Genomic DNA, 17,503 nt, shown 5'->3' on the forward strand with positions numbered 1-17,503 from the left:
GAGCAAGCAGCAGCTCGTTCTTCTCGGCCTCGGTCAGAACATGAAGCGGCGGTGGCGGCATCCGTAGGGTGAATCAGCCAATCGACCTCCGCGCAACACTTTTCTGCCAACCCCGTGAGCAATTACGATCTGGCTGCACTGGGCGCGGGGCCGAACCTGCACGGCGTGCGCATCGACGTGTCGGACACCGCTTCGGTCGAGGCGGGGTTCGCCGATGCCGATCGCTGGCTGGCCGGGCAGCCGCTGGACGTCGTGGTGAACTGCGCGGCGGTCTGTCCACTGGGCGCGGTGGAGGTGCAGTCCGAACAGGTCGTGCTCGATACGCTCAACGTCAACACGGTGGGTTCGGTGCGGATGCTGCGTGCCGCGCTGCCGCGCCTGCGCGGGCATGGCGGGCGCATCGCCCTCGTCACCTCGCTGTGGGGCAAAGTATCGGGGCCGATGCTGAGCGCCTACTGCGCCTCCAAGTTCGCCATCGAGGCGGTGGTCGATGCCGCCCGGCGCGAGACGGCGGGGCAGGACGCGCGCATCATCCTGATCGAGCCGGGCGTCGTGCGCACCCGCATGGTCGAGGGGCAGGTGGCCGAAGCCGAGCGCGCCACCCAGGCGCTGACCGGCGAGGACGCGCGGCTCTATCAGGACCTCTACCGGAAATACCACGCGATGATCCGCAAGAACGGCGGCGGCGGTGTCTCCGCCGAGGAATGCGCGCGGCAGATCGACGCGGCCGTCTCCGCCGCCAATCCGCGCACCCGCTACAAGGTGGGCGCGGACGCCAAGGCGGTCACCGCGCTGGCGCGCCTGTTCCCCGACCGCGCGCTGGACCGCGCCTTCGCGATGCTGCTCAAGTAGCGCAAAAAACGAATAGCAAGCATACCGGATTCGGCGATCATCCTGATGCTTCAGGATAATTCCATGTGCGCGGTTCTGCTGAATATTGCGGGGATTACCACCGGACATTCCGGAAATCAGCTGATCGCACCGAACACGAAATCTCTTGACAGATAGTATGCCAGCATATCATTTATCCGTCTGACCGGACGGAGATTCCGGCATCAAGGACAAGGAGAGCAGGGCACCAGACCCTGTCCGTACACAGGCCGGCGCGGATGCGCGGCCTTCAGAGGAGGATGACATGAAGCGCCATTTCCCAATTCTGCTGAGCGGAGCAGCGGGCCTTGCCATCGCGGCGGCTCCTGCGCTGGCCCAGACCACGCCGTCCGATGCGGCCACCACCAGCACTACGGCCGCCACCGCCTCGACCCCGCCGGAAACGCGCGGCATCCAGGACATCATCGTCACCGCGCAGCGCCGTTCGGAGCGCCTGCAGGACGTGCCGATCTCGGTCAACGTGGTGGGCGGCGATACGCTGAAGACCTCGGGCGTCTCGCTCTCGGCGGACCTGCCGACGCTGGTTCCGGCGCTGAACTTCTCGCACGTCGCGGGCGCGGGCACTGCCTTCCTGCGCGGCATCGGCTCCAACGCCGCCAACCCGAACGACGAGCCTTCGGTGGCGACGTATGTGGACGGCGTCTACATCGCCTCGCCTTATGCCAACATCATGAACCTCAACAACCTTGAGCGCGTCGAGGTTCTGAAGGGGCCGCAGGGCACGTTGTTCGGCCGCAACGCCACCGGCGGCGTCATCCAGCTTGTCACCCGCACACCCAGCTTCGCGCCGACGCTGGAAGCCGACGTGGGCTATGCCAACTACGATACGATCTCCGGCTCGGTCTATGCCTCGGGCGGGCTGGGCGACGTGGTGGCAATGGACGTCGCCGCGATGTATTCCAACCAGCGCAACGGCTGGGGCCGCAACCTCACCGTCGATGCGGATACCTTCCTCAGCAAGAGCAAGTCGATCCGCTCGAAGATCCTCATCAGCCCGTCGGACGCGTTCAGCCTGACGCTGGCGGGGGACTATTCGACGATCAAGGCCAACTTCGCCGATTACCGCCTGCCCAAGGGCGCCATCGGCGCTGATGGCGTGGAAGCGCCCGCCAACGGCTACGACACGCGCGGCGCGATCACCAGCTTCGGCGATCCCTTCGTGCCGGTCATCAAGAACCGGCAGTACGGATTTTCCGCCAAGGCCAACGGCGACATGGGCTTCGCCGATCTGGTGACGACGTTCGCCTATCGCCATCAGGACGGCTACTATTACGCCGAGGCCGACGCTACGCCGCTGACGCTCGTGGAAGCGAAGCTGCCCACGTATCAGGCCAACGTATCGGGTGAATTGCAACTGGTGTCGAAGAAGGGCTCGAAGCTCGACTGGACCCTGGGCGGCTATTATTACAGCAACAAGGCCGGGTACAAGGATCTGATCTTCATCGTGCCCTCGGTACCGGTGCCGATCTCGGCGACGACGCTGCAGAGCACGGAATCGATCTCCGGCTACGTGCAGGCGACGTATGAAATCCTGCCGCGCCTGCGCATCACCGGCGGCGCGCGCTATACCGACGAACGCCAGAGCATGCGCGGCAATGTCGGCCTCGTCGGCGTGCTGCCCAACTTCGGGGTCAGTTCGGGCAAGCGCGGCTACAAGGAATGGACCTGGCGCGCGGCGATCGACTACGGCTTCACCGACGACATCCACGCCTATGCCAGCTTCAACCGGGGCGTGAAGGGCGGCGGCTTCGACGTGCTGTCGATCTTCAACGCGCTGGGCGGCGCGCCGGTCACCAGCTTCGACCCCGAATTCCTGAATGCCTACGAAGTGGGCATCAAGAGCAAGCTGCTGGGCAACACGCTGCGCCTGAACGTGGCGGGCTTCTACTACGATTACACCAACATCCAGGTGCAGGTAATTCCGGCGGGCGCCACCAGCGCGGGCGTGGTGCAGACCACCAATGCGGCGGCGGCGACGATCAAGGGCATCGAGACGGACTTCGAATGGCGGCCCTTCGGCGGCTTCGCCCTGTCGGGCGGCGCGGCCTATATCCATGGCCGCTATGACGATTTCCAGAACACGGTGTCCTACGGCAATTCGGCGGGCGTGGTCGTCGCGCCCTATGACGCCAGCGGCAACCCGACCGTGCGCCCCCCCAAGTTCACTGGCAACCTGACCGCCAGCTACGATTTCGAGGGCAGCTTCGGCAAGGTCACCCCTTCGGTGACCGCCAGCTACAACAGCGGCTTCTCGTTCGGTTCGGACAATCTCCTGCGCAACAGCGGCTACACGCTGCTCAATGCCTCGCTGCAGTGGCGCTCCGAAGACGACCGCTTCGGGGTGCGCGTGTGGGGCCGTAACCTGCTCGACAAGTACTATCTGGCGCAGGGCGTGCCTTCGGCGCTGGGGGCGCTGACGACACCTGCCGCGCCGCTGACATATGGCATCACGCTGAGCACCAAATTCGGCGGATAAGCGGCGACTGAAGGGTTGGGGCCGGGCGTGTTGCAGGCGCGTCCCGGCCGCATTCCACGACTGGAACACCGAGGAGAGAACGGATGACCGACCAGCCATTCTATCTGGCCAACAACGCGGCGCTGCGACAGGCCGTGCCCGAAGACGATCTGCTGCACCCCGCCGTCAATGCCGGGGTATCGGGGGATACGCTCACCGAGACGCAGTATTTCGGCTTCAACGTGCCGGAGGAAAACATCCACGGCCTCACCTACATGTGGCACCATCCCAACCTGAATGTGGTGACCGGCGGGCTGATGGTCTGGCAGGGCATCAAGCCGGTCAGCATGGCGGCGGAGCTGTTCGACTTCCGCGCTTATATGAATGATGGTGTGCTGGCGAACGACCTTCACGACTACCGGCTGGACAACGGTTTCGGCGTGAAGATCCTGGAGCCGAACAAGCGCTTCCACCTGACCTACGACGACGCGGCGCGCGGCAACGGCATCGACCTGATCTCCGAAGGCGTCACCCCGATCGCGCTGTTCGGCGACGGCAAGCACTTTGAGCAGGGCATGCGCGTGCGCGGCACCCTGCGCCTGCGCGGCAAGGAGTACGCGGTCGACTGCCACAACGTGCGCGATCGCAGCTGGGGCAAGCTGCGCCCCGAAGCGATCATGCCGATGCCGCCGGTCGCCTGGATGACCGGCTGCTTCGGCGACGACTTCATCTTCAACTGCAACATGATGGACCACGTCGGCAGCAACCCGCAGCTGACCGCCCCGTTCGAGATCCCGACCGACAAGGCGCTCAACGGCGGCTGGGTCTGGAAGGACGGCAAGCAGTTGCTGGTCACTTCGGCCCGCAAGCAGGTGCGGCGCGACGACGGCAATTTCAGGCCGCAGACGATCGTGCTGGACATGACGCTGGAGGACGGATCGCAGATCACCGCCAACGGCCGCACGATCGCCAGCTGCCCTTATGCGACTTGGCCGAACATGCTCGCCCACATCTCGCTGATCCGCTGGGAGGTCGACGGCCGCATCGGGCACGGTGACGAGCAGTGCGTGATCTGGAACGATTTCGCCCATGCGGTGCACAGTCAGGAAGCGCTGGTCGACGGATGACGGACCTGCGCTCTGCCCGGTTGCTCGACACGGCGGTCGCCACGCTGAGGGGGGAAATCCTGCCGCTGCTGGGCGACCCGGTGTCGCGGATAAAGCTCGATCACGTGACGCGCCTGTTGTGGGACGTTTCCGCGCGGATGTCGGCGCGTGAGGCGGGCTTGCGTACCCTTGTAGGCACGTTGAGTGCCATTGTGTGTCTGCCCCCGCCTCCCGCCGATGCGGACCTCGAAACCCTCGAAAGGCTGCGGGGCGAGGCAGAGGCGAAAGTGGCGGAAAAGCTGCCCGAATGGCTGTCCGGGGCCGATGGCGAGGGGGGGGAGGCGCTGGCCAAACTGGTCGCGGCAGAGCGCGATTTCTACATCTCGCAGGATCCCGACGTCGCCAACGGCAGCGCCGTAGTCTACCGCGGCGGGCGCATCGAAAACGAGCGGGTGAAGGCGGTTGGGGCCGGTTTTCCGGACCTCGATGCAGAGGGGCTGACCGGCTATCTGCGCACCCGTTTCGGCCGCGACGAGGTGACCGCGACGGGCCTGAAACGGATCCCCGGCGGCTTCTCGAAGGAGACGATCTTCTTCACGCTGGAGGATGCCGCGAGCGGCAAAAGCGACCCGCTGGTGATCCGCAAGGATCTGCCCGTGCCGCTGATCGAGAAGACCGTGGTGCGGGAATTTCCGCTGCTCAAGCACTTGCACGCGCAGGGTTTTCCTGTGGCCGAGCCGTTGTGGCTGGAAGACGACGCGGCCCGTTTCGGCGGCGCCTTCCTCGTCTCGCGCCGGGTCGCGGGAACCAGCGACGTCGCCGCCTGGAGCAGCGACCCCGAGCGCGCCCGCGCTGCCTGCAACGAACTGGCCCGCCTGCTGGCAAGGCTCCACACTTACGACCCGGTGGCGCTGGGCGCCGACCCGGCACTGGCGGCGCTTTCGGCGGGCGAACAGATGGTGCGCGAGGTCGACCTGTGGATCGATCTGTTCCACCGCAAGCGCGCCGAATCCTTCCCCCTGCAGGAACTCCCGCTGGTCTGGCTGCGCGCCAATGTCCCGCCCGTCCTGTTCGATCGCCCAGCCCGCGTGATCCACGGCGACGTCGGCTTCCACAACCTGATGTTCGACGAAAACGGGCAGGTGACGGCGCTTCTGGACTGGGAATTCTCGACCCTCGGCGACCCGACGCAGGACTTGTGCTTCGTGCGCCAGTTCGTCGAGCCGATCGTTGGCTGGGACGCCTTCCTCGCCGCCTATATCGCGGCTGGCGGCGCGGCGCCTTGCGAAGAAGCCTCGTTTTTCTATGACTTATGGACGCGCACCCGCAACGGGGTGGGCTGCGTCGATGCCCAGACGCTGTTCGACCGGCATATGCCCCATGAGATGCGCTTCGCCCTCGCGGGCCACATCTTCGCGCCCTACATGTTCGTCGACCAGTGCGAGGTGCTGCTGCGCCATCTCGCCCAGCCGGTGCCCGCATGATGCTGCGCGGCAAGTCCCCGGCGCGGCTGGTGCCGACCACCGACCGCACCTTGCGCGGTGTCCTTCAGGCGCTGGCCGAGATCGACCCCGGCGAGCGCACCGACATCGCGCATGTGCTGGGCATGGCGCAGATGGTGCTGGGCAATCTCGTCACCCGCGAAAGCGCCGAAACGCTTGCGGTTCTGGGGGGGCTGGAAGCTGATATCGATGCCCTCGTCACCCGCTGCGGCGGAGGCATCGCGCCCGCCTCGCCGCTAACCGGATACGACGCGATGGTGGCAAGGCTGACCGGCTGCATGGCACGCCTGACGGCTGTGCTTCATGACGGCGCTGCGGTCGATCCGGGCGTCCTGCAGGAGGCCGAGGCGCTGGAAGCGCGCTTCTACGCCGCGCTCATGCCCGCTGCCGCCAGCGCGGTATCGGAGATACCGCCGCTGACGGCCGAACGGTTCGAAGCCTATCTCCACGCCCGCTTTCCCGGCGATTACGAACGCGTCTCGCGCTTCACCCGCCTCGTCGGCGGGTTCCAGAAGGAGACGATCCTCGTCGACGCCATCCGCAGCGACGGCGAGGAAGTCGCCATGGTCATCCGCGCGGAAAAGAGCGACCGTTTCGTGAAGTTCACCGCCAGCGCGATCACCGACGAATTCTCCGTGGTGCGCCTGATGTGGAAGCGCGGCATCCCCGTCGCCGAGCCGCTCTGGCTGGAGGCGGACGAGGCGCGTCTGGGGCGCCGCTTCATGGTCTCGCGCCGCGCGGCGGGGCGCAATACCGGCAGCGCTTACGGGGATTCCCAGCGCTTTCCCGAGGCGCTGGTCCGCTCCTACCTTGACACGCTGGCACGCATTCACAACCAGCCCATCGACGACCGGCTTGCCGCCACTGCGCTAGGTCAATGGACCGGTCATGCCACGCTGGCGGAGAACACCCGCGCCGAGATCGCCGCCTGGCGCCACCAGATCTGGCTGAGCCCCGCGCCCGCCTCACCCAGCTTCGCGCGGCTGTTCGACTGGCTGGAAGCCAACGTTCCCGACGACGACGAACCGGTGCGCGTGCTGCACAACGACTTCGGCCCGCACAACATCCTCGTCGAAGGCGACACGGTAAGTGCCGTGCTCGACTGGGAAATCGCCCGCCTCGGCGACCCGGCGGAAGACCTCTCGTTCTTCGTCCAGTGCGCCGGCTCCGCGATCGACCGTGAGGACGCCGTGGCTCTCTACGAGGAGCTGTCCGGCAACCGCATCAGCCGCTTCCGCATGGCCTATTTCGACGTGCTGAGCATCGGCAAGGTGCTCGTCTCCACGCTGTCGGCCGCCGCCATGTATCAGGAGACGGAGCCAGCGCTGATCGACTGGATGCAGATGCCGCTGCGCGGCCACGGCGCCTACCAGGCGCTTACCGAGACCCGGATCGCGGCGGCCGAGGCCGTGCGCGGAACTTGAACGGAGAAGTCCCTTGCTGACCCCCTACGACGAATACCCCGTCCACCAGGCCCCCCAGCCGTTCAGCTACATTCCCTCGACCGACTACAGCTGGGACGAGGGCTACTGGTTCGCCGTGTTCAATCCCGAGGAAAAAGTATTCCTCGGCATCGGCGCGCGGGTGAACCCGAACACCGACATGTTCGGCGGCTACGCGATGATCAACGTCGATGGCATCCAGCGCACGGTGCGCTTCAGCCGGACCTGGCGCAGCAATTTCGAACTGGACCTCGGCCCGCTGCATATCCGCTTTCCCGAGCCGATGAAGAAGATCGCGCTGACGCTGGACGACAACGAGTCCGGCATCGCCTTCGACCTCCTGTGGGAGGGCACGTCCGCCGCCTATCAGGAGGACCGCCAGACCGTGGTGCATCGCGGGCGGCGCACCACCGACCAGACGCGCTATTCGCAGGCCGGGCGGGTGCACGGTTCGCTGTCGGTGGGAAAGCTTTCGTGGGCGCTCGATCCCGAGAAGTGGGTCGGCGGGCGCGATCATAGCTGGGGGCTCTATGTCGAACGCGCGCCGCTGGCTCCCCCTGCGCACCTGCTGCCGCCCCGGCTGGCGCCCAAGGGCAAGCCGCGCGCGCTGCGGGTCTGGACGTGCTTCCGCACCGGCCCGGTCAGCGGCTTCTTCCATATCCATGAGGATGCCGACGGCGAGCAGGGCCAGCTTGACGATCCTTTCGGCGCGCCGTTCGGCGGTGTGTTCAACGTGCCGGGCCGCGACGAGGTGCTGCATCTCGCGAGCGGCAGCCACCGCATCGCCGACTATCTCCGCTACCGTCCCGCCGACGTACTGGACGTCAGCACGGCGTGGCGGGCTGATACCGAAACCGCGCAGGCCTATTGCGCACGCCGACTGGACCGCGAGATATTCGACGTTCTGGTCGATCCGCTCATCCGGACCTACACCATCAATCGCGGCGCCAACGTATCGGCGCTGGAATGGTTTTCCGGCCTCGCCAACCTTGCCGGCCAGCGAATGCTGGCGCTGCGGGGAGGGATCGAGCGATTTCCGGCGGCGCTTGCGGCGATGCTCGACGTGCGGCTTTCGACTGCGGTGCGCGAGGTGCGCCGGCACCGGGGCGGAGCCGTGGTGACGACCGCCACCGGCGAGACCATCGAAGCCGACGCCTGCGTCATCGCCACGCCGCTGCCGCAAGCCGCGGACATGGCGCCCGAGCTTGCGCCGGTCATCGGTCCGCTCGCCGCGCGTATGGCGTACAATCGCGCCGTCAACGTCTACCTCGGCTATAGCCGCCGGACGGCCACCAAGGCGCTGGGGGTGCTGGTGCCCGTCGCCGCGCATCCCCACATCGGGCTGGTCTGGCTCGACCATAACAAGCTGGCGGAGACCGCCCCCGAAGGCCATTCGCTCATCACCTGCTACTTCGAGGAGGGAGGGCTCGACGCGCTGCGGGGAAGCGACGACGCGGCATTCGTGGATATCGCCGACCGGTTCGTGACCCGGCTGTTTCCCGAGCTTGGCGGTTCCCGCGAGATGGTGCAAGTCGTGCGCTGGGACCAGGCGATCCCGAACCCGGCTCCCGGCGTCTACACGGCGATCCATCGGATGAAGCAGCAACTCGATCCTGCCGATCCGATCCAGTTGGCCGGCGATTATTTCACCTGCACCGGGCAGAACAGCGCGATCCATTGGGGCCAGGTCGCAGCCAGGAACATCATCGGGTACAGGGATGGTCGATCGCATTCCCGGGACGATGGGCACGGCTGAACCGGACCCGATCGCCACCTGGCACAGATGCCACTTCTTCCCGGCGAGCCCGGGAAGGATGTGGACGGCACATACGACAACGCCCGCTGGCGAGTGCGGGCCTAACGCCGGGGGAAGATCAACGCATCCGAGGTGAACATCGGGTCGGCGTCGGGAGCGTCCAAGCAGGGACGCGGGGTTTTGTTTTCCGTGAAGCGCGGGCGAATGGCCGGGTAACTCACGGTGCAGCCCGGCTCGACCTGTATTCCATCGGAAAGTCCCATGTGGCCGTCGTTAGGGTTCGCGTCGTTATCGGCCGACGGCTATCCGGGATGGTCCTCCCAAGTCCTGCCGTGTGGCGCAGGAACGTATGGACGACTTTTCCGGTAGCTCAGAGACAGTCCGGGTCTTCGTTGGGCGCGTGGTTTGCGTGATCACGGCTTGAAACCGCATCCCGGCCCACGACGCCGACCCGATACACCGGAAGCGACGTGTACCTCGTAACTCCGGATGCCGGGCCATATAACCTATGTGGTTATAATTGTCAAGCGTGAGCGTGCGGGAACGCGCGCGGAACACACTCGCGGGCAATCTTGCGATCGACAGGGATAGAGGCTCGGGCGGAAGTCGTTGCGACTATATCCCATTGCAAAAAAAAGGGGCGCCGCTTTCGCAGGCGCCCCAAGGGTGGATCACTTGCCCGTGCTGTCGGGGTAGAGCGTGTTGAAGAACGCCTTGTACGCCCCGTGCGACTGGCCGCGCCACTGTGGGCGGAAGCCGTAGAGGTAGACCTTGCCCTTGCCGTACTCGACCACGACGGCGGCCGCCTTGCCCTGGATCGCCTCGGGGTGGAGCAGGACGCCGCTGCGCAGCGGGTTGCCGGTGGGGGCGTAGGAGGCCAGCACCTCGCCCTTGAAGCCGGGCTTGGGTTCGAAGGCGGGGCCGCGCTCGAACATCACGATGGGATCAAGCGGCATGCCCGCCGCCATCTTCGTGCCGGGCGTCAACTGTACCTGCAGCAACGCGCCGGAGCAGAAGAAGAACTCGGCCTTGGCGTCCTTCAGGATGTTGGTCACCGGCAGGTCGAACAGATCGATCACCGCATCGGAGGCATTGTTCAGCGCCACCAGCGTACCGCCGTTCTTCACGAAGTCCTTGAGCTTCTTCGCACCGTCCTCGCCGATGCCGCCGGCATAGGGGGCGGGCATCTGGGCGGGGCTGAACCCGTCCATCAGCGAGGCGAGGGGGCCCTTGTACTTGGACTCGAAGTCGGCGGCAGGCGCCGTGTCGCCGGGGCGGGATTTGCCCGGAGCGGACATGTCGGGCAGGACGATGGTGTCGTACTTGCCTGCAAGGCCCGCCTTGACGTCGGCGTTGTAGACGCTCTTCGCACCGAAGTCGTACTGCTCCAGCAGCCAGCGGGTCCAGCCCTCGTCGATGTTGGAGCCCCACGGACGGTAGAGCGCGACGCGGCCCTTGCGCACCGCCTCGCCGGTGGGAGCATCGGTGCTGGCGGTGACGTTGACGCTGTACTGGCCGGCAAGCTTGCCCACGGCGTCGGACGAAAGGCCGGTGAGGGCGATCGTGTCCGCGCTCCAGCTGGCCTTGCCGCCCGCCGCCAGCGCCGCGTTCATCACCCGGTAGCTGTTGTTGACGCGGCGATCGAGCAGGTAGGTCGAACCCGACCCGGTGACCCCGCCTGCGGGCGGCGTCGCGGCCGCGACCTTGGTGAGAGAGGCGCGGGCAGAAGCGTCGAGCGGTTTGGCGATGCGCTCCACCTTGATGCCCATCTGCATCGGCAGCGTCCAGCCGGTGACGTCGTAGGGCAGGTCGGCCGGGTTGCCGTCCCCGCCGAGGATGGCGTCGGGGTACTTCTGCGGGTCGAACAACTCGCGCGCCAGGCCCGCGAAGGGCTGGTCCATCGGCACGACCCAGCTGCCCGCCGCATAGGTCTGCCCGCCGATCGCGGTCGGCGCCGAGGTCTGCATCACGTCGAGACCGTGCGAAATCATCAGCTGTGCGAGCGAGGCGGCCTCCGGCACGTCGGTCTGGTCGGCCGGGATGACGTAGGCGCCCGGGCCGTCCTTCGCGGCGGCGGCGATCATGTCGCGGCCCGCCTGATAGCGGTTGAACAGCAGCGTTTCGCGGTACTTCTGCGCCGTTTCCAGCACCGACATCGAGGCGGTCAGCATGTAGTCGACCGAGTTCTTCAGGTGCCACTCGCCGCCCTGCCAGGGGTGCGGATACATGATCTGGGCCTTCAAGTCCTGCTGCGCCTTGGGGAAGTCGCTGACCTTCCAGGTCTTGGGCGTCGCGCTGTCGTGCGCGGTCTCGGTGAAGAACGAGATCGTGTTGCGGAAGACGTGGATGTAGTCGAGGAACCCGGCGTACCAGTTGTCGAACCGGGCCTGCGCGATGGCGCCGGGCTTGCCCTCGGTTTCCATGCGGGTCATGATGTTGGTGCCGATGGCGTTGGTCCAGATCCGCATGTACGGGCTGATGTTGGACGAGACGGGATCGGCGAAGGGCGGCACCCAGATGCGCGCGGGGAACGGCGCGACCTGATGCTGGCTGTACCAGATCACCGGCGCGTAGTCCTGCTCCGTCGCGTTGACGACCTGGCTCTCCTTCATGTTGAGCATGTAGCCGTCGCGGTTGTTGTCGTGGCCGACGTACTCCTGGTAGAGCCAGGGCGTGCGGCTCGTCTCCCACTTCGTGCCGCGCTGCTTGCGATACCAGTCGACCACCATGTCCTGCCCGTCCGGGTTCAGCGTGGGCCACAGGACGAGCACGACGTTCTTGAGGATGCCGTCGACTTCGGCGTCGTTCTTCGCCGACAGCAGCTTGTGCGCCAGCGCCAGCGGCAACTGGTGGTCGGACACTTCGCTAGCGTGCATGCCGCCGTCGATGTGGACGATGATCGGGCTTTCGGCGGCGAGCTTTTTCGCCTCCGCATCGCTCAGCCCGCGCGCGTCGCCGAGGCGCTTGGAGATCGCCTTGTACTTGTCGAAATTGGCGATGTTCTCCGGGCTGGAGATGACGGCGTAAACGAAAGTCTTGCCGTGCGTGGACTTGCCGCTCTGGAACAGCTTGATGCGGTCCGAGGCCTTGGCGAGCGCCTCGAAGTAGCGGACTGCATCCTCGTAGTTGGCGAGGTAGTAGTCCTCGCCGACTTCGTGGCCTAGCACGTCCTTGGTGCTCGGCACGTTCTGGGCAAGTGCCGGAGCACAGAGCCCCAGCGCCGAGGCGGCCATCAGGACGCGTGCGAAGCGCGCCGACTTGTGCGTTTTCATGTGCTGGGACTCCGTGAGCAGATTGGGATCAAAAGGTTTTCCACGCCCCGCTTCGTCATTGTGAGGCCCGCAGGGCCGCGGCAATCCAGAGCGGCGGGACCGCCCTGGATTGCTTCGCTACGCTCGCAATGACGAAGTCGGGGTGAGCATCAGAAGCTGCGACGCACGTTCACGCCGATGGTGCGCGGCGCGGCCGAGGTGGCGGCGTAGCTGTTGGGCGTGGACGACATCGATGCGCGGTTGATCGCGACCGCGTCGAAGACGTTGTTCACGAACAGGTAGATGCCCGCATCGCTTTCCGGCAGTTCGAAGCCGACGCGCAAGTTGGCGAGGACGTAGTGGTCCATCTTCACGCGATAGACGTTGGTGGGGCGGAACTCCGAATAGGACGAGCCGACGTAGTTGAGGTCTCCGCGAGCGAAGAACTCGACCGTGTCGCTGACCGGCGTGCGGTATTCGGCACCCACCGATCCGGCGAAGTGCGGGATGTAGGGGATGCGGTCCCCGGCGCGGCCGGCGGCGACGACGGCATCGTTCACCTGGTCCTCGGTCAGCTTGGCGTCGAGATAGTTGCCCGAGAAGTTCAGCTGCACGCCCTTGACCGGACGCACGAAGGCTTCGGCCTCGAGGCCACGGATGCGCGCGGCGCCGGCGTTGGACAGGAACGAGTAGGCGCCGTTGGTGGTGCGCCCGCTGACCTGCATGTTGTCCCAGTCGATCTGGAACGCGGCAAGGTTCAGGGTCAGCGCGCGGCCCAGCAGGCTGAGCTTGCTGCCGACTTCATAGTTCCACAGCTTGTCGGCCTGGTACGGGGTCAGGTCCGCCGAGAGGCCGATGACCTGGTTGGCGCCGCCCGGACGGTAGCCCTGCGATGCCGTCGCGTAGAACAGCATGTCGGGGTTGGCCTGCCACGAGGCGTTGAACTTGAGTAGGGTGCCGTCGGCCGAGGACTTGACGGTGCTGACCGGGCGCGCCGGTGCGCCGATCAGCGACCAGGCGATGTCGGTATAGCCGGTGACGGTCTTGTCGTAGTCGTAATAGCGGATGCCGGCGGTGAGGCTCAGCGACGGGGTGACGTGGTACGTACCCTCGCCGAAGACGGCGACCTGCTTGAGCTTGTCGAAGATCTCGCGGCGATAGATCAGCTGAACCGGGAAGATGATCTCGCCGGTGGCGTCGTCGGCCAGCGCGTCTTCGGACGTGACGTGGTTCTTGCGGTTCTGGAAAAACGCGCCGACGGTCCAGTCGATCGGGCCGCCCTCGGTGGAGCTGAGGCGCACTTCCTGCGTGAAGTCCTTGGTCGATCCCGGATAGTAGATCGCCGCCGGGCTGATGCTGTCGAGATAATCGTAGTAGCTGGCCAGCGTGTCGGACGAGCAGGCACCGCCGGTGTAGGACGCGCACTTGGCCTCGGTCCGGTAGGTGCCGATGTAGTAGCTGTCATCGGCGGCGTAGGCCGACTTGCGGTGCTGGTAGCTGGTGATCGAGGTCAGGTTGGCGAAGCCCACGTCCCAGTTCGCGGTCAGGCTGTAGAGCTGCGACTTGTCGGTATAAGGCAGGTTGACCTGCGCCGCCGACTTGTACTTGCCGACCGAGGGGTTCCAGGTGGCGGAAACCGCATCGGTGTTCTCGAAGGCGGCGGTGCCGTCGATCGTGAAGTTGGAAGTAGGCGTGAAGCGCAGCATCAGGCGGCCACCGGTGGCGGTATAGTCGTTGACGTTCTTGCGGTTCAGGTAGGTATTGTCGATGTAGCCGTCGCTGTCGCGGCGGTAGAGGACCGCGCGCGCGGCCAGCACGTCCTTGACCAGCGGCACGTTGACCATGCCGTTGACGAAGTAGCCGAAGCCGCCGCCCTTGGTGGACATGGCCTGGCCTTCGACGGTGCCCTCGTATTCCTGCGTGGGCTTGTTGAAGATCACGCGGATCGCGCCGCCCATCGAGCTGGCGCCGTAGAGCGTGCCCTGCGGCCCGCGCAGCACTTCGATGCGGTTGACGTCGAACAGGGTGAAGTCGGCGGTGCGGCCCGCCGCGTCGCTCGATACGCCAACCGAGCCGGTGACGGGGGTGTCGTCGTAATAGACGCCCACGGTCGCCTCGCCCGATGCCTGCACGCCGCGAAGGCTCACGCGGCGCTGGCCGGGGCCGTTGTCCTGGATGCGCAGCGAGGGGACGAACTTGGCATAGTCGGCGATGTTGGTGACGCCGGCATTGGTCAGCGTCTCGCCGGTGAGGGCGGTGATCGCCATCGGCGTGGTCTGCACCGTGGTGTCGCGGCGCAGCGCGGTCACGACGATGTCGTTGCCGTTGTTCGCGGCCGCTTCATCGGCTGCGGGCTTTTCCGCTGCAGTCTGGGCGTTTGCGACACCGGGAAGGGCGACCAGGGTAAGGACGATGGATGCGGCCCCGCACTTGAGCGCGGCGCGACGAAGCTTGCTCTGAATGGTCATCGACTTGGCTTTTCCCTCAAATGATGGCGAAGGCGGCTTCTCTTGGCCGCTACTTCCCCCCTGTTGGCGACTCGCATGATGCCGCGCCATTAATGTATATACAAGAAATTTTATTGCTCAATTATTGGTCATGAGGCAATCGTAGTTGCTCAAAAATTGTGCAACCGCGAATGCCGTGACGCCTCCACCCGAAAGCGCGTCGGAATGCAAGCCTAATGACGGGATAGGCGCCAATCTCTCTCCTGTTCGGCTTCGGTCAACTCGCGGCCAGGATGGCAGCGCGCCGCTGGCAGTGGCGGCATCTCTACGCGGGACATGAACGGGAAATACATCGGAAACGATGTTGTAACGTATCACGGTCCGGTGTAGATGGCGGCTTCGCGATTCCCCCGATCGCGGCACAACCGGTGGCGTAGACGATACGTTATCCCATAACATCACCCTGTCATATCCGAGGTTCCCCCATGAGGTTTCGACTGCTTTCCGGCTGCGCCGTGGCCGCCATCCTGCTCCCCGCCCCGTCCTTCGCCGAAGGGGCGGATGCCGGGGGAGCGACCAAGGACGACACCTACCACAGCGCGCAGGGCAACGAGATCATCGTCACCGGCGTCCTGCCCACCAACCGCCAGGACATGCTGTCCAGCGTGGCGGTGGTGCAGGGCAAGGATCTGACGCAGGCGGTGCGCGCCTCGATCGGCGAGACGCTGCAGCACCAGCCCGGCGTTTCGGCGACATCCTTCGGGCCGAGCGCGTCGCGCCCGGTGCTGCGCGGCCTGCAGGGTGAGCGCGTGCGCGTGCTGACCGACGGCCTCGGTTCGATCGACGTCTCGAACACCTCGGTCGATCACGCCACGGTGGTCAACCCGCTGCTGGCCGAACGCATCGAAGTGCTGCGCGGGCCGCAGTCGCTGCTTTACGGTTCGGCCGCGATCGGCGGTGTCGTCAACGTCATCGACAAGCGCATTCCGACCGCCGTGCCGGACGAGCCCGTCCACGTCGGCGCGCTGGCATCCTACGGCTCGGCGGCGGACGAACGCTCGCTGGCAGGGTCGGTGGACGTGCCGCTGTCCGCGCACTGGGTCGCCCATGCCGACGGCAGCTATCTCAAGAGCGACGACATGCGCATCGGCGGCCATGCGCTGACTTCGGACTTGCGCGCGCAGGCGCTGGCCAGCAGCCTGTTGCCGGCCGATCCCGATGCGGAGGAGCCGATCGACTTCGCCGCCAATGCTGCCGTCAAGGGCAAGCTGCCCAACTCGCAGTCGAAGACCTGGACCGCCGGCGCGGGCATCGCCTATATCGGCGATACCGGCAACATCGGCATTTCCTACGGCCATTACGACAGCCTCTACGGCGTGCCGATCCGCTACGCGACGGAACAGGGCCAGGAACAGGAAGCGCCGCGCCTCAGCCTCAAGCAGGATCGCGTCGATGCCCGCGCCGAGATCGACACCGGCGGCGAGGTGCTCGACAAGGTCTCGATGCGCCTCGGCTATGCCGACTACTCGCATTTCGAGCTGGAAGAGGACGGCTCGGTCGGGACCGCGTTCTACAACAAGGGCATGGAAGGCCGCATCGAATTCAGCCAGGCTAGGCATGGCGCCTGGCGCGGCGTGACTGGCGCGCAGCTCTACACGCGTGACTTCAACGTCGTCGGTGACGAGGCCTTCCTGCCGAAGAACTCCACCACTCAGTTCGGCCTGTTCACCCTGCAGCAGCTCGATTACGGGGCGCTCAAGTTCGAGGCCGGCGCCCGCTACGAGCACACCGCGCTCAGCGCCAGCCCACAGTTGGACCAGAGCCAGTTCTTCGACGGTAACCGCTCGTTCGATGCCGTCTCGGGCTCGCTCGGCGCGTCTTACGGCCTTACCGACAACTGGCGCATCGGCCTCAACGTCTCGCGCACGGCTCGCGCGCCGGCGGCGGAGGAACTCTTCGCCAATGGTCCCCACGCGGGCACCGAGGCCTACGAACTGGGCAACCCGAACTTCAAGCTGGAGAAGTCCACCAGCGTCGAGGCGATCCTGCGCGGGCGCGGTGACAACTACACCTTCGAGGCCTCGGCCTATCACAGCTGGTTCTCGAACTTCATCTACGAGGATCTGACCGGCGAGGTCGAGGACGGCCTGCCCGTCTACGCCTTCCGCCAGGCGGACGCGCGCTATTACGGCTTCGAGGCGCAAGGCACGCTGACGCTGGCGCGGATCGGCGACGCCAAGATCGTGGCCGATGCGCTGGGCGACTATGTCCACGCCCAGATCGAGGACGTCGGCCCGGCGCCGCGCATCCCGCCGCTGCGCGTGCTGGGCGGGCTTGCCTACCAGGCGAGCAAGTTCGACGTGCGTGGCGAGGTGGAGCACGTCACCGCGCAGCACCGCATCTCGGAGTTCGAGACATCGACCCCCGGCTACACCATGGTCAACGCGGAACTGAACGTGCGACCCTGGGGAACCGAGCGGCCGATCAGTTTCGCGCTCTCGGCCAACAACATCTTCGACGTGGTGGCCCGCCGTGCCGCCTCGTTCCTGAAGGACTATGCGCCGCTCAGCGGCCGTGACATCCGCGTCACTGCCCGCCTCGACTTCTGAGCGACGAACGCCGACGGGAGGCGCCGTGGCACGCGGCCCTCACG

The 17,503-nt window shown here is 66.0% G+C and carries 9 protein-coding genes; 7 read left to right on the forward strand and 2 right to left on the reverse strand.

Annotation, left to right across the window (positions count from 1 at the left end):
• Nucleotides 1-114: 114 nt before the first annotated feature.
• The 6 genes from V2S85_RS15480 (at nucleotide 115) to V2S85_RS15505 (ending at nucleotide 9,152) form a co-directional block, all read left to right on the forward strand.
• Nucleotides 115-852, forward strand: a complete 738-nt coding sequence (locus V2S85_RS15480) for an SDR family NAD(P)-dependent oxidoreductase (RefSeq protein ID WP_330703743.1) — start codon at nucleotides 115-117, stop codon at nucleotides 850-852.
• A gap of 283 nt (nucleotides 853-1,135) precedes the next feature.
• Nucleotides 1,136-3,367, forward strand: a complete 2,232-nt coding sequence (locus tag V2S85_RS15485; RefSeq protein WP_330703744.1) for a TonB-dependent receptor — start codon at nucleotides 1,136-1,138, stop codon at nucleotides 3,365-3,367.
• Nucleotides 3,368-3,450: 83 nt separating this feature from the next.
• Nucleotides 3,451-4,473, forward strand: a complete 1,023-nt coding sequence (locus V2S85_RS15490; RefSeq protein ID WP_330703745.1) for a DUF7064 domain-containing protein — start codon at nucleotides 3,451-3,453, stop codon at nucleotides 4,471-4,473.
• Nucleotides 4,470-5,936, forward strand: a complete 1,467-nt coding sequence (locus tag V2S85_RS15495) for a phosphotransferase family protein (protein WP_330703746.1) — start codon at nucleotides 4,470-4,472, stop codon at nucleotides 5,934-5,936. Before V2S85_RS15490 ends, V2S85_RS15495 begins: the two co-directional genes overlap by 4 nt.
• The gene (locus V2S85_RS15500; RefSeq protein ID WP_330703747.1) at nucleotides 5,933-7,378 is read left to right on the forward strand and encodes a phosphotransferase family protein; all 1,446 of its coding nucleotides are present in this window, start codon (nucleotides 5,933-5,935) and stop codon (nucleotides 7,376-7,378) included. The genes V2S85_RS15495 and V2S85_RS15500 overlap by 4 nt, the downstream gene beginning before the upstream one ends.
• Nucleotides 7,379-7,391: 13 nt before the next feature.
• Entirely contained in the window at nucleotides 7,392-9,152 is a 1,761-nt protein-coding gene (locus V2S85_RS15505) for a protoporphyrinogen/coproporphyrinogen oxidase (RefSeq protein WP_330703748.1), read from the forward strand.
• A gap of 671 nt (nucleotides 9,153-9,823) precedes the next feature.
• Here the strand turns inward: V2S85_RS15505 and V2S85_RS15510 are convergent.
• Nucleotides 9,824-12,424 carry a M14 family metallopeptidase gene (locus tag V2S85_RS15510; protein WP_330703749.1) on the reverse strand — a complete coding sequence of 867 codons (2,601 nt, stop codon included), beginning with the start codon at nucleotides 12,422-12,424 and terminating at the stop codon, nucleotides 9,824-9,826.
• 149 nt (nucleotides 12,425-12,573) lie between these two features.
• Nucleotides 12,574-14,871, reverse strand: coding sequence for a TonB-dependent receptor (locus V2S85_RS15515; RefSeq protein WP_330703750.1), 2,298 nt, complete (start codon nucleotides 14,869-14,871; stop codon nucleotides 12,574-12,576).
• A gap of 464 nt (nucleotides 14,872-15,335) precedes the next feature.
• Here V2S85_RS15515 and V2S85_RS15520 point away from each other — a divergent pair, with 464 nt between their 5' ends.
• Entirely contained in the window at nucleotides 15,336-17,459 is a 2,124-nt protein-coding gene (locus tag V2S85_RS15520; protein ID WP_330703751.1) for a TonB-dependent receptor, read from the forward strand.
• The last annotated feature ends 44 nt before the right edge of the window (nucleotides 17,460-17,503 follow it).

Source organism: Novosphingobium resinovorum (assembly GCF_036352595.1).
GTDB classification, from domain to species: domain Bacteria; phylum Pseudomonadota; class Alphaproteobacteria; order Sphingomonadales; family Sphingomonadaceae; genus Novosphingobium; species Novosphingobium resinovorum_B.

Excerpts from the sequence above, each read along its gene's own strand:
- V2S85_RS15495 (WP_330703746.1), top strand. The coding sequence starts at position 4,470 with ATGACGGACCTGCGCTCTGCCCGGTTGCTCGACACGGCGGTCGCCACG.
- V2S85_RS15490 (WP_330703745.1), top strand. The coding sequence starts at position 3,451 with ATGACCGACCAGCCATTCTATCTGGCCAACAACGCGGCGCTGCGACAG.
- V2S85_RS15485 (WP_330703744.1), top strand. The coding sequence starts at position 1,136 with ATGAAGCGCCATTTCCCAATTCTGCTGAGCGGAGCAGCGGGCCTTGCC.
- V2S85_RS15520 (WP_330703751.1), top strand. The coding sequence starts at position 15,336 with ATGAGGTTTCGACTGCTTTCCGGCTGCGCCGTGGCCGCCATCCTGCTC.
- V2S85_RS15515 (WP_330703750.1), bottom strand. The coding sequence starts at position 14,871 with ATGACCATTCAGAGCAAGCTTCGTCGCGCCGCGCTCAAGTGCGGGGCC.
- V2S85_RS15510 (WP_330703749.1), bottom strand. The coding sequence starts at position 12,424 with ATGAAAACGCACAAGTCGGCGCGCTTCGCACGCGTCCTGATGGCCGCC.
- V2S85_RS15500 (WP_330703747.1), top strand. The coding sequence starts at position 5,933 with ATGATGCTGCGCGGCAAGTCCCCGGCGCGGCTGGTGCCGACCACCGAC.